The 22,104-nt window shown below is 52.2% G+C and carries 18 protein-coding genes and 1 other RNA gene; 11 read left to right on the top strand and 8 right to left on the bottom strand.

The window, feature by feature from the left end; all coding sequences use genetic code 11:
• Positions 1 to 5: 5 nt before the first annotated feature.
• The 5 genes from NYR02_RS03340 to smpB form a co-directional block, all read right to left on the bottom strand.
• Complete coding sequence (locus NYR02_RS03340; RefSeq protein WP_260974978.1) at positions 6 to 1,661, bottom strand: hypothetical protein; 1,656 nt, start codon at positions 1,659 to 1,661, stop codon at positions 6 to 8.
• Positions 1,662 to 1,816: 155 nt separating this feature from the next.
• The gene (locus NYR02_RS03335; RefSeq protein ID WP_260974977.1) at positions 1,817 to 2,794 is read right to left on the bottom strand and encodes a hypothetical protein; all 978 of its coding nucleotides are present in this window, start codon (positions 2,792 to 2,794) and stop codon (positions 1,817 to 1,819) included.
• Complete coding sequence (locus NYR02_RS03330) at positions 2,791 to 4,293, bottom strand: AAA family ATPase (protein ID WP_260974976.1); 1,503 nt, start codon at positions 4,291 to 4,293, stop codon at positions 2,791 to 2,793. The genes NYR02_RS03335 and NYR02_RS03330 overlap by 4 nt, the downstream gene beginning before the upstream one ends.
• Before the next feature lie 460 nt (positions 4,294 to 4,753).
• Positions 4,754 to 5,109: a transfer-messenger RNA gene (ssrA, locus tag NYR02_RS03325) on the bottom strand.
• 122 nt (positions 5,110 to 5,231) lie between these two features.
• A complete protein-coding gene (gene smpB, locus NYR02_RS03320) occupies positions 5,232 to 5,714 on the bottom strand; it encodes an SsrA-binding protein SmpB (protein ID WP_145466151.1) in 483 nt (160 codons plus the stop codon).
• 118 nt (positions 5,715 to 5,832) lie between these two features.
• Between smpB and NYR02_RS03315 the strand changes: the two genes are divergently transcribed.
• Genes NYR02_RS03315 through NYR02_RS03305 form a run of 3 tightly spaced genes read left to right on the top strand, consistent with a single transcriptional unit; the run spans position 5,833 to position 8,081 of the window.
• A complete protein-coding gene (locus tag NYR02_RS03315) occupies positions 5,833 to 7,341 on the top strand; it encodes a sodium-dependent transporter (RefSeq protein WP_260974975.1) in 1,509 nt (502 codons plus the stop codon).
• 22 nt (positions 7,342 to 7,363) lie between these two features.
• Complete coding sequence (locus tag NYR02_RS03310; RefSeq protein ID WP_260974974.1) at positions 7,364 to 7,795, top strand: type II toxin-antitoxin system RatA family toxin; 432 nt, start codon at positions 7,364 to 7,366, stop codon at positions 7,793 to 7,795.
• Entirely contained in the window at positions 7,788 to 8,081 is a 294-nt protein-coding gene (locus NYR02_RS03305; protein ID WP_260974973.1) for an RnfH family protein, read from the top strand. The genes NYR02_RS03310 and NYR02_RS03305 overlap by 8 nt, the downstream gene beginning before the upstream one ends.
• A gap of 85 nt (positions 8,082 to 8,166) precedes the next feature.
• Here the strand turns inward: NYR02_RS03305 and NYR02_RS03300 are convergent, their stop codons facing one another.
• Positions 8,167 to 8,484, bottom strand: a complete 318-nt coding sequence (locus NYR02_RS03300; protein ID WP_260975244.1) for an outer membrane protein assembly factor BamE — start codon at positions 8,482 to 8,484, stop codon at positions 8,167 to 8,169.
• A 193-nt stretch (positions 8,485 to 8,677) separates the two neighbouring features.
• Between NYR02_RS03300 and fur the strand changes: the two genes are divergently transcribed.
• Positions 8,678 to 9,085 (top strand): ferric iron uptake transcriptional regulator, encoded by a 408-nt coding sequence (fur, locus tag NYR02_RS03295; protein ID WP_145466140.1) that lies wholly within the window; start codon positions 8,678 to 8,680, stop codon positions 9,083 to 9,085.
• Positions 9,086 to 9,184: 99 nt separating this feature from the next.
• On the opposite strand, the gene recN is transcribed toward fur, so the two are convergent.
• Entirely contained in the window at positions 9,185 to 10,858 is a 1,674-nt protein-coding gene (recN, locus tag NYR02_RS03290; protein WP_260974972.1) for a DNA repair protein RecN, read from the bottom strand.
• Between the two features lie 149 nt (positions 10,859 to 11,007).
• On the opposite strand from recN, the gene grpE reads away from it, so the two are divergent.
• The 4 genes from grpE (at position 11,008) to dapB (ending at position 15,811) form a co-directional block, all read left to right on the top strand.
• On the top strand, positions 11,008 to 11,592 hold the full coding sequence (grpE, locus tag NYR02_RS03285; protein WP_260974971.1) for a nucleotide exchange factor GrpE: 585 nt from the start codon (positions 11,008 to 11,010) through the stop codon (positions 11,590 to 11,592).
• A 116-nt stretch (positions 11,593 to 11,708) separates the two neighbouring features.
• Entirely contained in the window at positions 11,709 to 13,616 is a 1,908-nt protein-coding gene (gene dnaK, locus NYR02_RS03280) for a molecular chaperone DnaK (RefSeq protein WP_260974970.1), read from the top strand.
• 167 nt (positions 13,617 to 13,783) lie between these two features.
• Positions 13,784 to 14,902 carry a molecular chaperone DnaJ gene (gene dnaJ / locus NYR02_RS03275; protein ID WP_260974969.1) on the top strand — a complete coding sequence of 373 codons (1,119 nt, stop codon included), beginning with the start codon at positions 13,784 to 13,786 and terminating at the stop codon, positions 14,900 to 14,902.
• A gap of 105 nt (positions 14,903 to 15,007) precedes the next feature.
• Complete coding sequence (gene dapB, locus NYR02_RS03270; RefSeq protein WP_260974968.1) at positions 15,008 to 15,811, top strand: 4-hydroxy-tetrahydrodipicolinate reductase; 804 nt, start codon at positions 15,008 to 15,010, stop codon at positions 15,809 to 15,811.
• 67 nt (positions 15,812 to 15,878) lie between these two features.
• Here dapB and NYR02_RS03265 read toward each other — a convergent pair whose 3' ends face one another.
• Positions 15,879 to 16,487 carry a TetR/AcrR family transcriptional regulator gene (locus NYR02_RS03265; RefSeq protein ID WP_260974967.1) on the bottom strand — a complete coding sequence of 203 codons (609 nt, stop codon included), beginning with the start codon at positions 16,485 to 16,487 and terminating at the stop codon, positions 15,879 to 15,881.
• Positions 16,488 to 17,187: 700 nt separating this feature from the next.
• Between NYR02_RS03265 and carA the strand changes: the two genes are divergently transcribed.
• The 3 genes from carA to greA are packed head-to-tail and all read left to right on the top strand — an operon-like array spanning position 17,188 to position 22,080.
• Positions 17,188 to 18,336 (top strand): glutamine-hydrolyzing carbamoyl-phosphate synthase small subunit, encoded by a 1,149-nt coding sequence (gene carA, locus NYR02_RS03260; RefSeq protein ID WP_260974966.1) that lies wholly within the window; start codon positions 17,188 to 17,190, stop codon positions 18,334 to 18,336.
• A 16-nt stretch (positions 18,337 to 18,352) separates the two neighbouring features.
• Complete coding sequence (gene carB / locus NYR02_RS03255; protein WP_260974965.1) at positions 18,353 to 21,568, top strand: carbamoyl-phosphate synthase large subunit; 3,216 nt, start codon at positions 18,353 to 18,355, stop codon at positions 21,566 to 21,568.
• Positions 21,569 to 21,603: 35 nt separating this feature from the next.
• Complete coding sequence (gene greA / locus NYR02_RS03250) at positions 21,604 to 22,080, top strand: transcription elongation factor GreA (protein WP_260974964.1); 477 nt, start codon at positions 21,604 to 21,606, stop codon at positions 22,078 to 22,080.
• Positions 22,081 to 22,104 lie beyond the last annotated feature (24 nt).

Genomic DNA, 22,104 nt, shown 5'->3' with positions numbered 1-22,104 from the left:
CGGGATTATTCCGCGTTAAATTTGGCTGATGGGAGAGTACCTGAGCGCTGGCCATAGTGCCGGTGGGAGAATTCACGGGCAAATTCGAGCAATTGAGCAAGATCTGTCACTGCATAAACCTCCCAACCTTGCTGATCCTGTGCCTTGCGCAGGTCGTTTGCGTAGGTGGCGTTCTGTGTTGTCCATTCGCGATACAGGTTCAGAGCCATGGTGCCGCCGGCACGGCCCTTTTCCAGAGCCATTGCCGCGATATCCCAACCACTGTTGCCCCGCTCATCCTGATCAAACATGGTGGTGATACCGTCATCGGATATGTGCAGGATATGACAGTCGCGATCCTGTAGATCACGCTGGGCAAAGGTGTCGCGCAGTTTGTGAATCGGAAACGCTGTGGCCCCTCCGAAATGGCCGGTTAATATACTCAGAATGCTGTCTTCGTCACGAACGAATCCTGGGGTGGAGATACACTGGTGTTTGCCGCTCCATAACGTGGCTTGCACGCGCGCTCCGCTGCGTAGAGCCGACAGGCAGATAACTGCTCCCGCGAGAGCCATATAAGAAATACGTTGCTGCGGGTTTGGCATAGAGCCTGAGCTGTCGACATAGATATCCAGATCCACTGGACGTGTCGCAGGTTCTGCACCCGCCACCATGCCATGCCGGTGTTTCAATGTGGTAATTCCTGGCACTGGCTGTGGTGAATAGCTGAGGCTCTGTAGCCAGTCGATTTCGTCCAGAGCGTCACCCATCTCCCATACATCGAGTCCTTCCATCTGTGGCTCCAGAGTCTGTGGTGCGGCACGTTTAGGAAATGGGATCAGATAGGGTAAAGCGGCTTCACGGTAGTAGCGGACAGCCAGTTCATGGTCGCTGAGCTTCAGGCCTGCTGCACGCAGAATTTCGCCATATTCGAACGGTTCCCGACGTTGTCCCCGGCCGGGAATTATCTGTTCATCCCGTGGAGTGTCTGATGCTTCTTCTTCATCGGGGTCAATGTCTGTGATCAGAGGATCTTCCGACGGGTGCAACTGCGGCACCTTTTCATCATCGTCAAAATCAATCAGACCTGTGGGTTCGCAGTCCTGACCTGCTGATTGAGTATCCATGAGTTGTTGAAGAGCTTTTTCCTGCGCTTCTTTTTCCTGCTCTGCCGCATGTAGATAGGGCAGCAGTAACGCGGCAAATCGCGCTCCACCGGTCAACCAGTCATTGGCGTACACCCGCACAAGACGCGCTCCCAGCCACGCATGAGTATTGAACAGACTGTCTTCAACCATTACGCCGAGCGCACCGCGATCAAGTTGCCATAAAATTTCGTAAATCCGCAGGTAGAGGGCCCATACACCTGGCTTCCGGATAGGATCGTCATAGTCGACCAGACGTTGATAGATGGCGTGCATACGCAGCCCGCTTTGTCGTTGCAGGCGATCGTTGATCAGTAGGTCGGTATAGAGGTTCGCCACCATTGGCGCGTGTTGCTCAAGTGTTGGCAGGCCCTGGCGGATTCGTGCCAGCAGTCGATAGTGATCACTGGCGTTGGCCGGAGCTAATACATGGTGGCCGATTTCGTGGGCAAGAACTTCGACTGCAAAATCCTGCAGCTTCAGCCTTTCTATGCCTTCAAGATCGACAACCACACTCTGGTCGGCCAAACGGATCATAGCGAAACTGCTGGTAAGTCCTTCTTTGGCTGCAGTTACGGACGACTGACATAGATTCGGATCAGACAAGCGCGTGAATTGACTCCAGACAGCCAGAGCCTGGGGCCAGGCGGACTGCCAACGCTCCAGCAGTGAAAGAGGCTCTGCAGATCCAGTCATAATAAGGGCACGATACTGATGGAAAAACTGTAGGGCGAAGTCAGTGCCGCAGTGTATGCATTCCAGGTCAGTTGTAACCCATCGGCAGGCAGAGGAATGACAACGGAAGAATTCGCATAGATCAGAGTATTGGCACTTAGCTTGGGTGGTCTGCCTTCCCTTGCCGCATGTCCGGCGCTGTCAAATTCAGCCTGAGTCGCTGGCAGCAGCACAGCACCAAAGCCATCGGCGATAAGCTGGAAACAACGGTCGCTGCTTTTGACGATGAAGCCATCGTGGGTTGCACGTACTTCGGGTGGCTCTGCAAACTGTCCTCCAAGTCCGGTGAACGCACCTACCTCAAGAGCCTTGTCTGAGCGTGCTATCAGCCAGGGATTCTGTTCAGCCAGGCGCAGTTGTTCCTGCATATCACTCTCTGGCGTTAAATCGAGCAGTGTGCAACCGATATGTGGAAGACGTGCTGCCGCTTGTAATGCGGGCAAGCGGAAGTGTGCGGCACCTGCGCGCCATGCCGCGAGCACTCCTAGTTGCAGCAGATCATCGGGAGCTGTGAGGCTACCGCCGTATTTTCTGAGTAGTTCCAGCCATTGATTGGGACGGGCAGCGGGCAGAGCTTCGAGATTGAGCAGTGCATTGCACAGGGCGCTGATCAACAACGAAGGGCGGTCAGCCATAGCCGATGTCAGGGTTGGTAGGGTGTCTTGCCATAACGCTGTAAGTAACTTCCCCCGTGGGTGAGCGCCTGTCAGTTCGCGGCCCACGAGATCCAGCGCAATGTCGAACGCCGAGCTGGCAAAAGCACCGCGGTTTGCCGCGTCTATATTGACGATCATCGGATCGACGCACTCCTGCAGAAACAGGGTGAATTCATCGGTATTAAAACCGCGGTAGCGGTGGTGGGCTTCGGCGACCCGGGCATTAAACTGCGGCCTGCCAGCACGCAGCAGTTCAGCAAATTCGGTAGAAATACTCATCGTTGTAACTGCAGCCAATGCAGATAATTGGTGTAACGCTGGTGCAGATATTTCAGTTTGAGTAAGTCATCGTAGATATGGCCATAGAGCTTCCGGCCTTTACACCATTCTCCGACCAGTCGCTCGATTCTGCCTATTCTTGTCCGGACTTCACTTTCAGTGAGCCCATCTAACCCAGCAGAAAACTCAAGATCAAGTTGTTGCACCGGATCATCGTGATCCAGGCCCAGACGTTCAAATTCTGCATTGGAGAGATCAAACAGATGGCGTAGCCAGCTTATGCTGTCTGAACGGAAGGCGGCATTTTGAGGTAACGCGAAAAACGGTGCATCCAGGTCGGGCGTCAGTTTGTCGTTCAAAACGAACGGCAGAATCTGACGCAGATCTTCGAGTTCGACAGAGGTGTTGCCGCGGAAATAGGCCAGCGACTTAGCGTAAATAATAAGCGTCATCAGATTACGCACCGACAGACCATTCAGGGTCTGGCAGCCGAGGTCTTTGAGACGGTCACGCCCGTTATCGGCCGCGACCAGTTGTGTCCAATCGATGGCCGCTAATCGGGCAGTGTCTTTGGTCATGTACTCGAACTGAGCACCGGCGGCTTCTGACAATTCAAACTGACTGGTGAAAAATTCCAGGCGGCGGCGCAGTGGTGGCGGCAGTTCGATCTTAAGAATATCCGCGTTCATCTGATCAATTTCGGCTTCAGTGAACACAATGTCTTTCGGAACCACTTCTTCTGGTCGCAATCCTTCTTCTATTCGCACCAGTAGTTCGCCAAGAAAGCGTGGATTGAACGCCAGTGCCTGTACTATCACATCAATACGATCGCGCAGTGCCTCAATTACCTGATAGGTGCCGCCACCCTGATCGTCATTTGCGGTTAGATACCAGGCGGAATCCGGGCATTCGAAAACATGGTTCAGCACTTCGGCGTAATTGTCGCCCATGACCGTTAGCAGCGCGCTCTGAGTGCGGGTTGGGATGCGGTTATATTCGTCGATGATCTTGACCCGCATGCCCAGCCAGTTACGCCAGGCGATACGGATGTCTTCCATACGCTGGGCACCGACGAGATCCGCGGGTAGAGGATTTCCCAGCAGATCCGCGATCGTCATTTGTGGATGGCCGTGCTGCATGGCCCTGCGTACTTCTTTTACCGGGTAGCCGGCGAGTACGCCCATGAGAATGGCACTGGCGGTTTTACCGCGCCCTGGACCGCCGACAAACAAACACTTACGCCGGGTAGCGAAGGTAAGCAGAGGGAGTAACACGTAACTTGAATAGCTCTGTGCTGACGGCAGTGTCAGGCGTCTTTTGCTGTCACCGACAATGAAACTCTGTGGTGGAGTGAGGTTATATTCAATGTCGTAGTGCGGACTGATGATCGCACTGTTCACAATCCAGAAATACGCCTGACGCAGCTTCTCATCCAAAGCGATGGCAGCTGGTGCCGGATCAAACTCGGATTGCAAAGGGCCCTGATAGAGATCCGCCACATCAAACTGCTTCGGTCGGGTGACTCGTTGCGGATTGGTGGGGGCAGCGGAAACTCGTTGGAAAATTTTGAAAGGCATCAACTATCCCTATTGCGGTACTGTATTCGCATTTTCTTTTAAACAAGGATGATGCGTCAGCTCGTTTAGATTCGCAATTGGGCAGGATAGTTATTGGGGCTGCATCAAGATATTTAAATTAAAAATTATCATCAAGTTTGACTCGTCAGGTTCTATTCATTTGCTAGATTTCATAAATGTTATCAAGGAAATAAAAAGCCCCTGATGCGAGTTCGATGGGGGATTGCACTCGGTACATCAATTTACCTCGCCCTTCGGGCTGCTTCGCAGTGCAAAACGGCTGTCCTGCCTTTTATGGAATCCAACTATGGCAGGTGCAGAATCCCCGCTTCAGCAAGTAAAAAAGGCCCGGCGCTTTCGCGTCGGGCCTTCTCTATTTATATGGTGGAGATGGCGGGATTTGAACCCGCGTCCGCCAATCCTCCACTAGAGGATCTACATGCTTAGCCGTCTCTATTGATTTAGTTCGTCACGGGCCGAGGGGCAGGCCGTTCAGAACGAGCTCGATTAAGTTTAACTCTTTGGCTACGAGCGAAGCCTCCAAGCGATCCTATAAGACGTCGCCCTCGTCCCCCGGCTATAGGAACCCGAGTTCGGAGGTAAGCGGGCTTAAGCCGCTAGTGCGTAAGTTTCGTCGTTTGCGACTATAACTATGTATAACGTTTATTTACGAGATCGCTATACACTCTCGGCATGCACCCATAGCTTTGTAATCAACGTCGAATCCTAATCATCCCCGAATTCGTCGCCTGACAACGTGCTCAGGTCTTAGTGTCTTATATGAGGACAAACCGGTGTTTTTCAACCCCTGTCTGTCCGCAAACAAGATAGGTGAGCTTACCACAGTTTCCTGACGGCTGTCAGCGGGTGGTGTGCTTCATGATCCGTTCTTTTTGTTTGGCCCAGTCGCGGTCTTTGGATGCATCGCGCTTATCGTGGCTTTGCTTACCTTTGGCCAGAGCAATTTCTGCTTTGACGTTGGGGCCTTTCCAGTAAATCGCAGTGCAGACGCAGGTGTAGCCTTTGGCCTGAATTTTCTGGTTCAGACGGTCGATTTCACGACGATGCATCAGCAGCTTACGTTCGCGCCGTGGCTCGGTAACGATATGCGTTGAGGCTTGTTTCAGCGGAGTGATCAATGCGCCGCTCAACCAGGCTTCGCCTTTGTGCATGACGATATAGGAATCAACCAGCTGACATTTGCCTTCGCGCAGTGCTTTTACTTCCCAACCGGTCAGCACCAGTCCGACTTCCAGTTTGTCTTCCAGGAAGTAATCGTGACGGGCTTTTTTGTTGAGGGCGATCGTGCCGCCATTCGTTTTGGGTTTTTTCTTGGTGCTCATGATCGCGAGTATAACTGACGAAGTGTAGAAAAGGCAGTAGCTGTCGTGTGGCTTTGGGTTGAGGCGAACGAGCAAATCCCGGACAATACGCCGAAATGAGGATTGGGTAAAAAGAACGATGAGCGCAGACAAACGCGGAATGCACGGGATTTGGGGTAATCGCTGGACATTTATTCTTGCCGCAACCGGATCAGCTGTAGGCCTGGGGAATATCTGGAAGTTTCCTTATATGGCAGGCGAGAATGGTGGTGGTGCCTTTGTATTGATGTACCTCCTTTGTATTCTGAGTGTCGGTATACCGGTAATGATGGCCGAGGTATTGCTGGGTCGCAAAGGTCGTATGAGTCCGATTAATACGATGCGGGAAATGACCAATAAAGAGAATGCTCCACATGCCTTTCGCGGCATCGGCTGGATGGGTGCCGTCGCGGGTTTCTTTATTCTGTCTTTTTACAGTGTGATTGCCGGGTGGACTCTGGCGTATGTGGGGAAAATGGCCAGCGGTGAATTTTCCAGCGCTACGGCAGCAGTTACCGGTGATGTTTTTGGCCAGTTGCTGGGCGATCCCTGGATGCTTACCGGCCTGCATACAATCTTTATTTTGATGACAGGTGCCGTGATTGCCCGTGGGGTTAAACATGGCCTTGAGAATTCTGTCCGTATTCTTATGCCGCTTTTATTCGTGATGCTTGTACTGTTGCTGGGTTACAGCATGACAACTCCTGGTTTTTCGCAGGGGTGGAGTTTTTTGTTTAATTTTCAGACAGCGGCGCTTACATCCGATGCACTGGTCTCTGCTTTGGGACATTCCTTTTTTACCCTGAGTCTGGGTATGGGCGCCATCATGGCGTACGGCGCTTACATGCCTGCCAATGCGTCGCTGGGCAAAACCATATTAGCGGTTGGTGTTCTTGATACGCTGGTTGCTCTGACGGCCGGCCTGGTCATCTTCCCTATTGTATTTTCTTATGGGCTGGAACCGGATTCCGGTCCTGGTTTGCTGTTTCAGACCCTGCCTATCGCCTTTGGTAATATGCCGGGCGGAGCAATGATTGGTACGCTGTTTTTCCTGTTGGTACTTATTGCGGCCTGGAGCTCGGCCATTTCAATTGCGGAACCTGCCGTTGCATGGGCGGTTGAACGTGGCTGGGGTCGCCTGCGGTCAACCATCATTGTCTGTGGTTTTGCCTGGTTGCTCGGATTAGGAACGGTGATGTCGTTCAGTGATTGGAGCGGCAAGCAAATTTTTGTGACTGAAACCGTCAGTCATGCCGTGAATGCTGAACTCGTGGCAGAGGAGGAAGCCGCGACAGAAGCGGAGGTTGTGAGTACAAAGTTTCATTGGTACGCCGATGTTAACGAGCTGAAAGCTGCAGCGGCCGAGGGTTTCGTTGTTAAGACCGAAGGTAAAACCTTCTTTAATGTGCTTGATTTTCTGACCACCAATCTGATGATGCCGCTTGGCGGATTGCTGATTGCGATCTTTGTTGGCTGGTTTATGACACGGGAATCGGTCGCTGCTGAAGCGCGTGTTAAAAGCCCGGTACTGTTTAATCTCTGGCGGTTTATGGTGCGTTACATTTCACCGGTCGCTATTTTCTTTATCTTTATAGAAGGCCTCGCCTGAGGCTTCGGAGCAGTTGGCGCGAATGACCAGTATTACGCGTAGTGCGTTGGTAATGTATAGCGCTGAGCAGATGTTTGATCTGGTCAATGATGTGCGTCGTTACCCTGAGTTTCTTAATGGCTGTCAGGCGACCGAAGTGCTGGCCGAGGGCGACGATTTTATCGAAGCCCGGCTGACCATTGCCAAGGCCGGGGTGAACCAAAGCTTCAGCACCCGTAACACGTTACAGCGTCCGCTGCGTATGGAAATGCGTTTGGTTGATGGGCCTTTCTCGCACTTTCATGGTGTTTGGCACTTTCAGCCGCTGTCGGACGAAGCCTGTAAGGTTTCATTGGATATGGATTTCAGTGTGGGCAATAAGCTGGCCGGAGTGGCACTGGGAGCGGTTTTTAAACAGGTCGCCAATATGATGGTGGATGCCTTTGTTAAGCGAGCAAAAGAAATTTATGGCTGACATGATTCGCGTTGAAGTGGCTTATGCTTTGCCGCACAAGCAAAAAATCCTCAGTGTTGAGGTAGAGGAGGGCACCAGTATGCTTGATGCTGTGCGCCAGTCGGGTATCGAAGCTGAGTTTCCGGAGCTGGTGCTGGCAGAGGCTAAATTCGGGATTTTTGGTAAAGCTTCACGGGCACCGGAAAGTGATGTGGTGCGTGAAGGTGAGCGTATTGAGATTTATCGACCGTTGCTTATTGATCCTAAGCAGGCTCGCGCTAACCGGGCGGCCAAAGCGCAGAAGTAAGTGTGATACACGTCAGTGAGCACAAGACACATAGTATAAAAAAGCCAGGCACTGCCTGGCTTTTTTATGGCTGAAATGGCGGCTCTCAGATGTCTGTCGGTACGGTATTCACTGACGTTTCTTCTTTTGGCAGCGTTTTCAGTTGATCTTCTTCTTTAAATCCCTGATCGGGCAGGGTGCCGGTATAGTGGGTGTAGTTACCCTGGGCATCAAAGTAGACACTGATGGTATAGTTTTTAATCACTTTGTCGCGCTGTTCCAGAGTGTAAAGGTAGTCCCAACGCTGTTGCTCGAATGGATTGCGTACCACAGGATTACCCATCACATACGCCACCTGACGGGCATTCATGCCGGGTTTAAGCTGTTCCAGCATGTCGGCGGTGACGATGTTGCCTTGCTGCACGTTCAATTTGTAGACCCCTGGGAAGACACAGCCGGAAAGGGTTGCAAAACCGAGTAAAAGGGTCAGAATTGAGATTCGCATAATAATAGGTGTTGTCTCTTAGTGCGTTGTAGTTGCATTGTTGTTGCGTTGTGACTTAGACCCGCGATAATACCCGATAATTCAAGTTGCTGTGAAATATTCGAGGAAAGCAATGTCCGATCAGAACGTGGAGTTGCGTAAAGCAGGCCTTAAAGTCACTTTGCCACGAGTGAAAATCCTGAGCATTCTGGAAACCAATATCGACGCTCATATGAGTGCCGAAGATGTTTATAAATCCCTGATTGAAGCGGGTGAAGACGTTGGCTTAGCAACGGTTTACCGGGTTTTAACTCAGTTTGAAAGCGCAGGTCTGGTGACCCGTCATAACTTTGATGGTGGTCATTCTGTGTTTGAACTGGCGCGTGGTGAACACCATGACCATATGGTGAATGTTGATGATGGTACGGTGATCGAATTTACCAATGCGCAGATTGAACGTCTGCAGCATGAAATTGCTGAAGAGCACGGCTTTGATCTGGTTGAGCACAGCCTGGTGCTGTACGTTCGCAAAAAGAAATAAGCCTGTATTGTTGTGCATAAAAAAAGCAGCCACTGGCTGCTTTTTTTATGCGTGTCGGTTAGCGCTTCTGTGTGTCAGTATCGCCGTGCTGGCACCGGTCTACCTGACCAGCGCCAACATTTCCTGCGCATGCGCCAGGGTCTGTTTGGTGATATCGACACCGCCCAGCATGCGCGCAATTTCCTCTGAGCGCTGTTTCTCACTCAGTTCACGAAGCTGGGTGTGGGTTGCGCTGTCACCACTGATTTTACTGACCTGATAGTGCTGGTGTGCTTGTGCAGCAACCTGTGGCTGGTGCGTTACACAGAGCACCTGGCTGTCTTTGCCGAGGGTGCGTAACAGGCGGCCGACTCGTTCAGCCGTACCGCCGCCAATGCCCACATCAACTTCATCGAAAATCAGGCTTGGCGTTTCGCTCACCGCTGCGGTAACTACCTGAATCGCCAGACTGATGCGCGCCAGCTCGCCTCCGGAAGCGACTTTGGCCAGCGGGCCACCAGGCATGCCGGGGTTGGTCTGAACAAAAAACGCAATCTGATCAATACCATGCTTATTGCCATGTTCGGCAGTGCCGCTTTCAACCTGCGTAATAAAGCGGGCGCGGCCCAGGGCTAAAGCTTCAAAATGAGCTTCGACTTCGCTGTCCATGCACGCGGCTGCCGTCTGGCGTGCGTTACTTAACTGTTGTGCCAGCGTACTGTATTCGGCTTGCAGTGCCTGCACCTGTTGTTCGAGTTCGGCCAGATCGTCGTCGCTGAGGTTCAGTCCGGCGAGTGCTTCTTCCTGTTCCTGCCAGTAAGCATGTAATTGTTGCGGCTGAATCTGATGTTTACGCGCCATGCTGTAAATATCGCTGAGGCGGCTTTCAACCTGCTGTAGCCGATGCGGATTGATATCGACCAGCTCCAGATAATGCTGCAATGAACGCCCGGCTTCTTCCAGCTGGATTTGTGCTTGTTTTAGCAGTTCGCGGGCTTCGTTCAGCAGTGGGTGCTGGTCATCAATGTTGTCGAGCCGGGTAATGGCCTGATAGGCCAGTTGGGTTGCCGCCAGTTCGCCATTGTCGTCACCGTAGCAGGCGGCCATCGCGTATTGGCCGTTAAGCAACATATTCTCGGCATTGGCCAAACGCTTGTGTTCGGTTTCCAGCTCTTCGAGTTCGGTTTCGCCCGGTGCCAGCTGGCGCAGCTCTTCGACCTGATAGGTCAGCAGTTGGCGTTGTGCGGTGACTTCGGCGCTTTCTTCCTGCAGCATGGCCAGGCGTTTGGCATGTTGTTGCCATTCGGACCACACCAGAGAAACTTCGGTTGTCTGCAGCTGCAGGCCGCCAAAGGCATCGAGTAGCTGACGCGGGGTGTCTTTTTGCAGCAGACGCTGATGCGCATGTTGGGAGTGAATCTCAATCAGGCACTGGCCGATGTCTTTAAGATCGTTAGCGGAGGCTGGGCGGCCATTGATATAGCCGCGTGAGCGTCCCTCGGCGGAAATAATGCGGCGCAGAATAATCAGGTCGTCATCGGTCGGAATATCGCGTTGCTGCAGCCACAGCCGGGCCTGTTCATTCAGTGTAAACGAGGCCGACACCTCCGCCTTTTCGGCACCGTTGCGGACGCAGCCGGCATCGGCCCGTTCGCCCAGAGCAAGCCCCAGGGCATCCAACAAAATGGATTTGCCAGCGCCGGTTTCACCGGTAATAACCGACATGCCGGGTTGCAGTTCGAGTTCCAGTTGGTCGACTAACGCAAACTGATGAATGGACAGATGAGCCAGCATAGGGATGCTCCGTATCTGAATGGATATACAGTGTTTTTATATACAGTATCTGATTCTGTCAAGAGAATGTTGTTGCTCAGCCCTTGAATCTCATCCATTCGTCCCCCATATAGCGGACAGTTTCGAAAATAGTGACCGAGGAAAGATACATGTCGGAAGAGCAGAAAGTTCAAGAAGAACTCCAGGAGCAACTGGATACTGAAACCCTGGTGGATGCAGCGGATGCCACGGCAACAGATTCTGCTGATGATCAGACTGCCGCACTGGTGGCCGCAGAGCAGGAAGTGGTAAACCTGAAAGAACAGGTGCTGCGTGTTCAGGCAGAAATGCAGAATGTCCGTCGCCGTGCTGAGCTGGATGTGGAAAAAGCCCACAAATTCGGGGTTGAGAAATTTGCCAACGAAATGCTGGCAACGGTTGATAACCTGGAGCGTGCTCTGGCGGCCGCCGTTGCGGATGATGAATCAACCCGGGCACTGCGCGAAGGTGTGGAAATGACACTGAGTGGTCTGGTCGCGGGTTTGGAAAAATTCAAAGTAGAAAGCGTTGATCCGGTCGGTTCTGCGTTTAACCCTGAATTTCACCAGGCAATGGCAATGGTTGAAAATCCGGATGCTGCACCCAATACCGTGATTGCCGTGATGCAGAAGGGTTACACCTTGCAGGGACGTCTGCTACGTCCGGCAATGGTCGTGGTGAGTAAAGGCGCACCACAAATCGACGAAAACGCCTGATTTAATTGTTACCGGAGGCCTTGAAAGCCTGTTTCCCGGACTCATATAGAAAGCAACACAAATACAACGGTTAATAGTTCACGCAGCGTAAGCTGCCATGAATGGAGAATTTGAAAATGGGTAAGATTATTGGTATCGACCTGGGCACCACCAACTCTTGTGTGGCAATCCTGGATGGCGACAAAACCAAAGTGATTGAAAACTCTGAAGGCGACCGCACCACACCTTCTGTCGTTGCTTATGCTGACGGCGAAGTACTGGTTGGCCAGTCTGCCAAACGTCAGGCCGTTACCAACCCAAACAACACGTTGTTTGCGGTTAAGCGTCTGATCGGCCGCCGTTTCAAAGACGCTGTGGTGCAGAAAGATATTTCCATGGTTCCTTACAAAATCATGGAAGCGGATAACGGCGATGCGTGGGTGGAAGTCAAAGGCGAGAGGTACGCGCCACCACAAATCTCTGCTGAAATTCTGAAGAAAATGAAGAAAACCGCAGAAGATTATCTGGGCGAGAAAGTAACTGAAGCGGTTATTACCGTACCGGCTTACTTTAACGATTCCCAGCGTCAGGCAACCAAAGACGCCGGTAAAATCGCGGGCCTGGAAGTTAAACGTATCATCAACGAGCCAACCGCTGCGGCACTGGCTTATGGTATGGATAAAGAAGGCGGCGATCGCACCATCGCGGTATACGATCTCGGGGGTGGTACCTTCGATATTTCCATTATCGAAGTGGCTGACGTCGATGGCGAAAAACAGTTCGAAGTACTGGCAACCAACGGTGATACATTCCTTGGCGGTGAAGACTTTGACCTGCGTCTGATCGAATATTTAGCAGCTGAGTTCAAGAAAGAAAGCGGCATCGATCTGCACAACGACCCACTGGCCCTGCAGCGTCTGAAAGAAGCGGCAGAGAAAGCCAAAGTTGAACTGTCTTCTGCGCAACAGACTGATGTTAATCTGCCGTACATCACGGCCGATGCGACGGGTCCTAAGCACTTAAATGTGAAAGTCACCCGCGCCAAGCTGGAGTCTCTGGTCGAAGAGCTGGTTACCCGCTCGCTGGAGCCTTGCCGCATCGCACTGAAAGACGCTGGCCTGAGCTCTGGTGAGATCGATGAAGTAATTCTGGTTGGCGGTCAGACCCGTATGCCACTGGTACAGAAAAGCGTTGCAGACTTCTTCGGTAAAGAGCCACGCAAAGACGTGAACCCGGATGAAGCTGTAGCCGTTGGTGCTGCTATTCAGGGTGCTGTACTGTCCGGTGATGTAAAAGACGTACTGCTGCTGGACGTAACTCCGCTGACTCTGGGTATCGAAACCATGGGTGGCGTTGCGACGGCGGTTATTGAGAAAAACACCACGATTCCAACCAAGAAATCTCAGGTGTTCTCAACCGCTGATGACAACCAGACGGCAGTAACCATTCACGTGGTTCAGGGTGAGCGTAAGCAGGCTGCGCAGAATAAATCACTGGGTCGTTTTGATCTGGCCGATATTCCGCCAGCACAGCGCGGTATGCCACAGATTGAAGTGACCTTTGACATCGATGCTAACGGTATTCTGAACGTAAGCGCGAAAGACAAGGCAACCGGTAAAGAGCAGTCCATCGTCATTAAGGCTTCTTCAGGTCTGAGCGATGATGAGATTGAAAAAATGGTAGCCGATGCTGAAGCGAATGCGGATGCTGACCGTCAGTTTGAAGAACTGGTGCAAGCGCGTAACACCGCCGATGGCCTGATTCATGCGACCAGGAAGACTCTGGAAGACGCGAAGGACAAGGTAACCGATGACGAGAAAACCGCCATCGAAAAAGCCATCGCTGATCTGGAAGCGGTTATTAAAGGCACCGATAAAGAAGACATCGAAGCCAAAACTCAGGCTCTGACTGAAGCGTCCAGCTCACTGGCACAGCGTCTGTACGCCGAGCAGGCTCAGCCTCAGCAGGGTGGTGCAGAAGGTCAGTCCGGTAATCAGGATGATGACGTTGTTGACGCCGAGTTCGAAGAAGTTAAAGACAAGTAATTAACGGCTGCATCAGTCGTTAAGCGAACGCGGCAGTTTTCTTTCGGAAGCTGTCGCGTTTTGCTTTGTTATCACAACACGTCAGAAGCGCAGAAATGCGTGCTGGGTTTGTTCCTGTCGCCAGAGTGGAGCAGCTTCCGGGTGGCAGACCAAAAAACAGGTGAAGTATGTCTAAACGAGATTATTACGAGGTTCTTGGTGTCAGTAAGGACGTCGATGGGCCAACACTGAAAAAAGCGTATCGTAAGCTGGCGATGAAATATCACCCGGACCGTAATCCGGACGATAAAGATGCCGATGCCAAGTTTAAAGAGGCAACCGAAGCTTACGAAGTGCTGGGCGATGAGCAGAAGCGTCAGGCTTATGATCAGTACGGTCATGCCGGTGTGGATGGTCAGGCCGGTGGCGGCTTTGGCGGTGGCGGTGCTAACTTCAGCGATATTTTCGGTGATGTATTTGGCGATATTTTTGGTGGTGGTGGTCGTGGCTCGCGCGGAGGACCGCAGCGTGGTTCCGACCTGCGTTACACCATGGAGCTGACGCTGGAAGAGGCGGTACGGGGCGTGGAGAAAAAAATCCGCATTCCAACGCTGACCGCCTGTACTACCTGTGATGGCAGTGGTGCCAAACCAGGAACAACGCCTAAGACCTGTAACACCTGTCATGGTGCTGGTCAGGTGCGTATGCAGCAAGGGTTTTTCTCGGTGCAGCAAACCTGTCCGAGCTGTCGTGGTCAGGGCACGCTGATCGAAGATCCATGCACCAGTTGTCATGGACGTGGCGTTAAAGAAGAAACCAAAACGCTGTCGGTTAAAATTCCGGCCGGTGTGGATACCGGCGACCGTATCCGTTTGTCCGGTGAAGGTGAAGCGGGAGCCATGGGCGGCCCTGCCGGTGATCTGTATGTACAGGTCAGTGTGCTGGAGCATAAGTTGTTCCATCGTGATGGTCGCAACCTGTATTGCGAAGTACCGATCAGCATCGTCGATGCGGCGCTGGGTGCAGAGCTGGAAGTGCCGACACTGGATGGGCGGGTGAAGCTGAAAATTCCGGCAGAAACCCAAAGTGGTAAGCAGTTCCGTCTGCGTGGAAAGGGTGTGCTGCCGGTCCGCGGTGGCCCGGCTGGTGATCTGTTGTGCCGTGTGCAGGTCGAGACACCGGTCAGCCTCAACGCTGAGCAGAAAGATCTGCTGATGAAGTTCCAGGCTTCTCTGACCGGTGAGAAACACTCGCCACAGAAGAAAAGCTGGTTTGAAGGCGTGAAGAAGTTCTTTGAAGAAATCTGAGCGGCTTTAAACCCTGCAGGCGCAGCCTTAGGGCTGCGCCTCGCATCTCCTGCCGAATCGCTATATCCTTAGCGCCATTCTGAAATTCTGTCTGGGTATTTTTACATGACACGCATTGCAATTACCGGTGCTGCCGGACGTATGGGACGGGTGCTGATCGAAGCAGTCCGTAATGCTGACGACGCAGAACTTGGAGCAGCCATCGTTCTGGCCGATGATCCGCTGGCGGGCGTTGATGCCGGTGCCATTGCTGGTTTGGGCGTTACGCTTAATGTTGTTGCGGCAACTTCTGTTGAAGCCGTGCTGGATCAGTTTGATGTGCTGATCGACTTTACAGCGCCAGAAGCCACGATGGCCAATATCGAACTGTGCCGTAAGGCCGGGAAGGGCATTGTGATTGGCACCACGGGCCTGAGTGACGAACAAAAAGCGGAAATGAAAGTGGCAGCCGCTGATATGGGCATTGTGTTCGCGCCGAATTATTCGGTCGGTGTGAATTTGTGTCTGAACCTGCTGCGTATGGCCGCCTCCGTTATGGGTGAAGACAGCGATATCGAAGTGGTGGAAATGCATCACCGTCACAAAGTCGATGCACCATCCGGAACCGCATTACGTATGGGTGAAGTCGTTGCAGAAACCCTCGGTTGGGATTTAAAAGAAGTCGCGGTTTATGGTCGAGAAGGCTATACCGGCGCGCGTCCACAGAAACAGATTGGTTTTGAAACCATTCGTGGGGGGGACGTGGTTGGCGATCATACCGTGATGTTTGCCACCGAAGGTGAGCGTGTGGAAGTAACGCACAAAGCACAAAGCCGTATGACCTTTGCCAAAGGCGCAGTACGCGCCGCTAAATGGGTGAGCACTCAGCCAAATGGCCTTTATGATATGCAGGATGTGTTGGGCTTCTGACGCCCGGCATTGAATAAAAAGCCGCTCAGTGAGCGGCTTTTTATTGTCTGAGTTTTGACTCAGATGCTCAGGCTTTTACGCCAAGCATGTGATCGAAGCCACGTTCGACCATTTTTTCCATACCGCGTGGTTTGCCATTCGGATCGAACACCATGGATACCAGCATCTGCGCATTGCCCAGTGCCCAGCGAGCACGTTCTTTGGGTGCCAGACCCTGTTCCAGAATGCCTTTCTTGATGCCTTTGTCGATTTGTTTGGCAATCAGATCCAGCAGCTTGTTCTGGAATTCCAGATACTGTGGCCAGATTTCTTCCCGTACCGATGCACTCCACTCAAGCCAGACTTTGATGTAGTCCGGATTTTCTTCACAGGCGTTGAGAAATGCTTTGACGTGCAGACGGATAGCTTCGAGTGGGTTGTCCTCTTCGGCATACACGGCCTCGGCCAGATTCAGCAGAAAGCTTTCTACTTCTTCCAGAACGGCTTCGACCAGCGCTTCGCGGGTTTTAAAATAATTAAATACCGTTGCTACAGAGACACCACCGATTTCGGCAATTTCTGTATGACCGCCACGGCCGATTCCCCGGCGGGCAAATACTTCAACAGCATTGGTTAATAATAAGCGCTTACGCTCTTCCGGTTGCAGACGACGACGACCATCTACGGCTACAGGCATGGGGCAGACCTCTTCATTATGGTTTTAATTGTTGTTGTCCTTATTTTCTGACTTATTAGTCAGATATTTAAATGTTTAAAAATATCTTTAACTGTTAATGAGTCAGACAGTAGTTTTCCCTCTCAATATACAACTATGAAATGACTCATTTGGATCTGTGTGAAGTTATATTAAGTGTATATTTGTATGTTACAAAATGTAAACTTATGTATCTGGCCATTTAGTATTGGTTTTATCATTAATTTTCGGTGTTGTATTGATACTGTTCCGGAGTGGTTCCGGTAAAGCTGCGATGCTTATCGGAAGGATATTTCAGATGCGGCGCTTGAGTGATAACAAGCCGAGCTGCGTTACGGAAGGACGTTTGATTACGGGGAAAGGATATCGGGGAGCAGGTTCTTGATGCGCTGAAAACAAAGTGCGGCCTTAGGTGCTGCTTGTTGGTGCGCTACTGATGCACAATCCGCCAGCTTTAATGGACACAAGCCCCTGTTTTCAGTATCATTTAGGGTTAGTTTATACACGCACTGCGGTGATCGTTTTTTGTCGCCGGAATCCGCTATCAGTCCATAGCGAGTCATAAGCGGGATGGAGTCAATTTGTCGCCATTCCGCTTTTTTACGACTGCAGATTCTGGTTCTGACCTCCTCCGGCCCGGTGCGGTAGTCTGCAAGTTTATTCTTTGTTCGGGGATTTAGCCTTGTCTACGCCAGCCATTCTAGCTCTTGAGGACGGCAGTATCTTCAAAGGTACCAGCATCGGTGCCGAAGGCCTGTCAGTGGGAGAAGTTGTTTTCAACACCTCCATGACCGGTTATCAGGAGATTCTGACCGACCCTTCCTACGCCAACCAGATCGTTACTCTGACCTATCCACATATTGGTAACTACGGTACCAACAGTGAAGATGAAGAATCCAATGGTATTTATGCCAAAGGTCTGGTGATCCGCGACCTGCCGCTGATCGCATCCAACTTCCGCAGTGAACAGGCACTGGATGTTTACCTGCAAGAGCGCAATGTGCTGGGCATTGCCGATATCGATACCCGCCGCCTGACCCGTATTCTGCGTGAAAAAGGCTCCCTCAATGGCTGCATTCTGGCGGCTGCGGATGCGCATTCTGAAGAGAGCGTGGCAAAAGCGCTGGCCGAAGCCAAAGCATTCCCTGGCCTGAAAGGCATGGATCTGGCGAAAGAAGTAACCGTTAAGGAAGCTTACCGCTGGACTCAGACAGATTGGACGCTGGGTAAAGGTTATGGCGAACTGACCGAACCAAAATTCAAAGTCGTGGCGTACGACTTCGGCGTTAAACGCAATATTCTGCGCTTACTGGCAGAGCGTGGCTGTGAGCTGACCGTTGTTCCGGCGCAGACTCCGGCAGCCGAAGTTCTGGCGCTGAATCCGGACGGTATCTTCTTGTCCAACGGCCCTGGTGACCCGGAGCCTTGTGATTACGCCATCAAAGCGATTCAGGACATTCTGGAGACCAATATTCCGGTGTTCGGTATCTGTCTGGGTCATCAGCTGCTGGCCCTGGCTTCGGGTGCTAAAACCATGAAGATGGGTCATGGCCACCACGGTGGCAACCATCCGGTACAGGATATCGAAACCGGCAGGGTGATGATTACCAGTCAGAACCATGGCTTTGCGGTAGAAGAAAGCACGCTGCCAGCCAATATGAAGGTGACGCATAAGTCATTGTTCGATGGCACCCTGCAGGGCATTGCCCGCACCGATAAGCCTGCTTTCAGCTTCCAGGGTCACCCGGAAGCCAGCCCTGGCCCGCGCGATGTTGCGCCACTGTTCGACCACTTTATTGATTTGATTGTTGCTGCCAAGGCCGCCCAATAACAGGACAGACTGAGTTATGCCAAAACGTACTGACATAAAAAGTATTTTGATCATTGGCGCCGGCCCTATCGTTATCGGCCAGGCCTGTGAATTTGACTACTCCGGCGCTCAGGCCTGTAAGGCTCTGCGTGAAGAGGGCTACCGTGTAATTCTGGTGAACTCTAACCCGGCGACCATCATGACCGATCCGTCGATGGCGGATGCAACCTATATCGAACCGATTACCGTTGAAGCGGTTGCCAAAATCATCGAGAAAGAGCGTCCGGATGCACTGCTGCCAACCATGGGTGGCCAGACCGCACTGAACTGTGCTCTGGGTCTGGAAGCGGCTGGTGTACTGGAAAAATTCGGCGTGGAAATGATTGGTGCCAACGCTGACACCATCGACAAAGCCGAAGACCGTAACCGCTTTGATAAGGCGATGAAAAAGATCGGCCTCGAGTGTCCGCGCGCCGGTATTGCGCACAGCATGGAAGAAGCCCGCGAAGTACAGAAGACTCTGGGCTTCCCGTGCATCATCCGTCCGTCCTTTACCATGGGCGGCACCGGTGGCGGTATTGCTTACAACAAAGAAGAATTCGAAGAAATCTGTACCCGTGGTCTGGACCTGTCGCCAACCAACGAGCTGCTGATCGACGAATCCCTGATCGGCTGGAAAGAATATGAGATGGAAGTTGTGCGTGATAAAAACGACAACTGCATCATTATCTGTTCTATCGAAAACTTCGACGCCATGGGTGTGCACACCGGTGACTCCATCACCGTTGCTCCGGCACAGACCCTCAGTGATAAAGAATATCAAATCATGCGTGACGCCTCGTTGGCGGTGCTGCGTGAAATCGGTGTTGAAACCGGCGGTTCCAACGTTCAGTTCGGTATGGATCCGAAAACCGGCCGTATGGTCGTGATCGAGATGAACCCGCGTGTATCCCGTTCTTCGGCGCTGGCTTCCAAGGCAACCGGTTTCCCGATTGCTAAAGTGGCGGCCAAGCTGGCGGTGGGTTACACCCTGGACGAACTGCAGAACGATATTACCGGTGGTCGCACCCCGGCATCGTTTGAGCCATCGATTGACTACGTGGTGACCAAAATTCCACGCTTCACTTTCGAAAAATTCCCGCAGGCGGATGGTCGTCTGACCACGCAAATGAAGTCAGTGGGCGAAGTGATGGCGATTGGCCGTACCCAGCAGGAATCCATGCAGAAAGCGCTGCGCGGTCTGGAAGTGGGCTCTACCGGTTTTGATCCGAAGGTGGATCTGAACGATGCGGGCAGCAAAGATAAAATTATCTCTGAACTGCGGGTGCCGGGCGCGGACCGTATCTGGTATGTGGGCGATGCCTTCCGTGCCGGTATGAGCGTTGATGAAATTTATCAGTATTCCGGTATCGATCCATGGTTCCTCGTACAGATTGAAGATCTGATCAAAGAAGAAGGCGCGGTTGCTCAGAGCAGCCTGACCTCGATGGATGCCGATCGTATTTACCGTCTGAAACGCAAAGGTTTCTCCGACGCTCGTCTGTCAACACTGCTGGGTGTGACCGAAAAAACCTTCCGCAAGCAGCGTCAGAAACTGGGTATTCGCCCGGTTTATAAACGCGTGGATACCTGTGCGGCGGAATTCGCCACTGACACGGCGTATATGTACTCGACCTATGAAGAAGAGTGCGAATCGAATCCATCCGACCGCGAAAAAATCATCGTACTGGGTGGTGGTCCTAACCGTATTGGTCAGGGTATTGAATTCGATTATTGCTGTGTGCACGCAGCGCTGGCGGCAAAAGAAGAAGGTTACGAAGCCATTATGGTGAACTGTAACCCGGAGACGGTTTCTACCGACTACGACACCTCTGACCGTCTGTATTTCGAGCCTGTTACTCTGGAAGACGTGCTGGAAATCGTCGACCGTGAAAAGCCAAAAGGCGTGATCGTACAGTACGGTGGCCAGACGCCGCTAAAACTGGCCGACGAGCTGGAAGCCGCGGGTGTGCCGATCATCGGTACTTCTCCGGAAGCGATCGACCGTGCCGAAGACCGTGAGCGTTTCCAGCAGATGATTCAGCGTCTGGGTCTGAAGCAGCCGGTTAACGCTACTGTTACTTCTGCTGAAGAAGCAGTGATTAAAGCTGCAGAAATCGGTTACCCGCTGGTGGTTCGCCCATCTTATGTTCTGGGTGGCCGGGCGATGGAAATTGTGAATAACGAAGCCTCGCTGCGTCGTTACATGACTGAAGCGGTAAAAGTATCCAACGATTCTCCGGTATTGCTGGACTACTTCCTCGATCGTGCGGTTGAAGTGGATATCGACGCCATTTGCGACGGTGAGCAGGTTGTTATCGGCGGTATCATGCAGCATATCGAGCAGGCGGGTATTCACTCCGGTGACTCCGCGTGTTCTCTGCCACCATACAGCCTGCCGGCAGAGGTGCAGGATGAAATGCGTAAGCAGGTCGCGGCGATGGCGATGGAGTTGGGCGTGGTTGGCCTGATGAATACGCAGCTGGCGTGGCAGGACGGCGAGATCTATGTGATCGAAGTGAATCCGCGTGCTTCCCGTACGGTACCTTTCGTGTCCAAATGCATCGGCACCTCGTTGGCCGCGGTTGCTGTCAAGGTTATGACCGGTAAGAAACTGGCTGAACTGGGCTTTACCAAAGAAATCATTCCACCGTACTTCTCCGTAAAAGAAGCGGTGTTCCCGTTCAACAAGTTCCAGGGTGTTGACCCGATTCTTGGGCCGGAAATGAAATCCACCGGTGAAGTGATGGGTGCCGGTAAAACCTTTGGCGAAGCGTTCTTTAAAGCGCAGCTGGGTGCCGGTGCTAAATTGCCGGACAGCGGTGTGGCTTTTGTTTCTGTGCGAGATGCCGATAAGTCCGGTGTGGTTGCTGTTGCTGAAGGTCTGATCGAGCGTGGCTTTAAACTGGTATCGACGGAAGGTACCTGTAAAGTGCTGCAGGCCGCTGGTGTGGCTGTTGATCGCGTCAGCAAAGTGACCGAAGGTCGTCCACACATTGTGGATATGATTAAAAACGACGAAATTTCTTTGATTGTGAATACCACCGATGGCCCGCAAGCCATTGCAGACTCTGCTGACATCCGTCGCAGCGCGCTGCAGCATAAAGTGTATTACACAACAACCCTGGCGGGCGCAGAAGCGGTGGTTGAAGCGCTGCGCTCCGAAGGCCTGAAAGAAGTTCGCCGACTGCAGGATCTGCATGCGACCATTTAATGGTCGCATTCAAATAGTTAGGGAGTCATAACAGTATGCAAAAGTATCCAATGACTGTTGAGGGTGAAGCGGCTCTGCGAGGAGAGCTTCAGCGTCTGAAAACAGTTGATCGGCCGCGTGTTATTGCGTCGATTGCTGAGGCGCGTGAGCACGGCGACCTGAAAGAGAACGCTGAGTATCATGCCGCCCGTGAACAGCAGGGTTTTATTGAAGGTCGTATTCAGGACATCGAAGGTAAGTTGTCCAATGCTCAGGTGATTGATATCAAAACCATTCCGCACACCGGTAAGGTTTTGTTTGGCACTACGGTGCGCATCATCAATGTGGATACTGATGCTGAAGTGGAATACCGCATTGTCGGTGAAGACGAAGCGGATATTAAAGCTAACCGTATTTCTATTTCCTCACCGATTGCGCGTGCGCTGATTGGCAAGGAAGAAGGCGATGCGGTTACCGTTAAGATTCCCAGCGGCACCGTTGAGTATGAAATTGACGAAGTAAAACACGTCTGATTTCTGCTCTTGTTGCCGACATAA

It is taken from the genome of Thalassolituus pacificus (genome assembly GCF_025318105.1).
Lineage (GTDB): Bacteria > Pseudomonadota > Gammaproteobacteria > Pseudomonadales > Oceanobacteraceae > Venatoribacter > Venatoribacter pacificus.
Note: the sequence above shows the minus strand (reverse complement) of the source record. Positions and strands in the feature narration are given on the sequence as shown.

Bases quoted from the DNA above. Each gene is read 5' to 3' on its own strand.
- fur (WP_145466140.1), top strand. From the start codon at position 8,678: ATGTCCGATCAGAACGTGGAGTTGCGTAAAGCAGGCCTTAAAGTCACT.
- greA (WP_260974964.1), top strand. From the start codon at position 21,604: ATGCAAAAGTATCCAATGACTGTTGAGGGTGAAGCGGCTCTGCGAGGA.
- NYR02_RS03265 (WP_260974967.1), bottom strand. From the start codon at position 16,487: ATGCCTGTAGCCGTAGATGGTCGTCGTCGTCTGCAACCGGAAGAGCGT.
- carB (WP_260974965.1), top strand. From the start codon at position 18,353: ATGCCAAAACGTACTGACATAAAAAGTATTTTGATCATTGGCGCCGGC.
- smpB (WP_145466151.1), bottom strand. From the start codon at position 5,714: ATGAGCACCAAGAAAAAACCCAAAACGAATGGCGGCACGATCGCCCTC.
- NYR02_RS03315 (WP_260974975.1), top strand. From the start codon at position 5,833: ATGAGCGCAGACAAACGCGGAATGCACGGGATTTGGGGTAATCGCTGG.
- NYR02_RS03305 (WP_260974973.1), top strand. From the start codon at position 7,788: ATGGCTGACATGATTCGCGTTGAAGTGGCTTATGCTTTGCCGCACAAG.
- dnaK (WP_260974970.1), top strand. From the start codon at position 11,709: ATGGGTAAGATTATTGGTATCGACCTGGGCACCACCAACTCTTGTGTG.
- recN (WP_260974972.1), bottom strand. From the start codon at position 10,858: ATGCTGGCTCATCTGTCCATTCATCAGTTTGCGTTAGTCGACCAACTG.
- grpE (WP_260974971.1), top strand. From the start codon at position 11,008: ATGTCGGAAGAGCAGAAAGTTCAAGAAGAACTCCAGGAGCAACTGGAT.
- dnaJ (WP_260974969.1), top strand. From the start codon at position 13,784: ATGTCTAAACGAGATTATTACGAGGTTCTTGGTGTCAGTAAGGACGTC.
- NYR02_RS03340 (WP_260974978.1), bottom strand. From the start codon at position 1,661: ATGATCCGTTTGGCCGACCAGAGTGTGGTTGTCGATCTTGAAGGCATA.
- dapB (WP_260974968.1), top strand. From the start codon at position 15,008: ATGACACGCATTGCAATTACCGGTGCTGCCGGACGTATGGGACGGGTG.
- NYR02_RS03335 (WP_260974977.1), bottom strand. From the start codon at position 2,794: ATGAGTATTTCTACCGAATTTGCTGAACTGCTGCGTGCTGGCAGGCCG.
- NYR02_RS03310 (WP_260974974.1), top strand. From the start codon at position 7,364: ATGACCAGTATTACGCGTAGTGCGTTGGTAATGTATAGCGCTGAGCAG.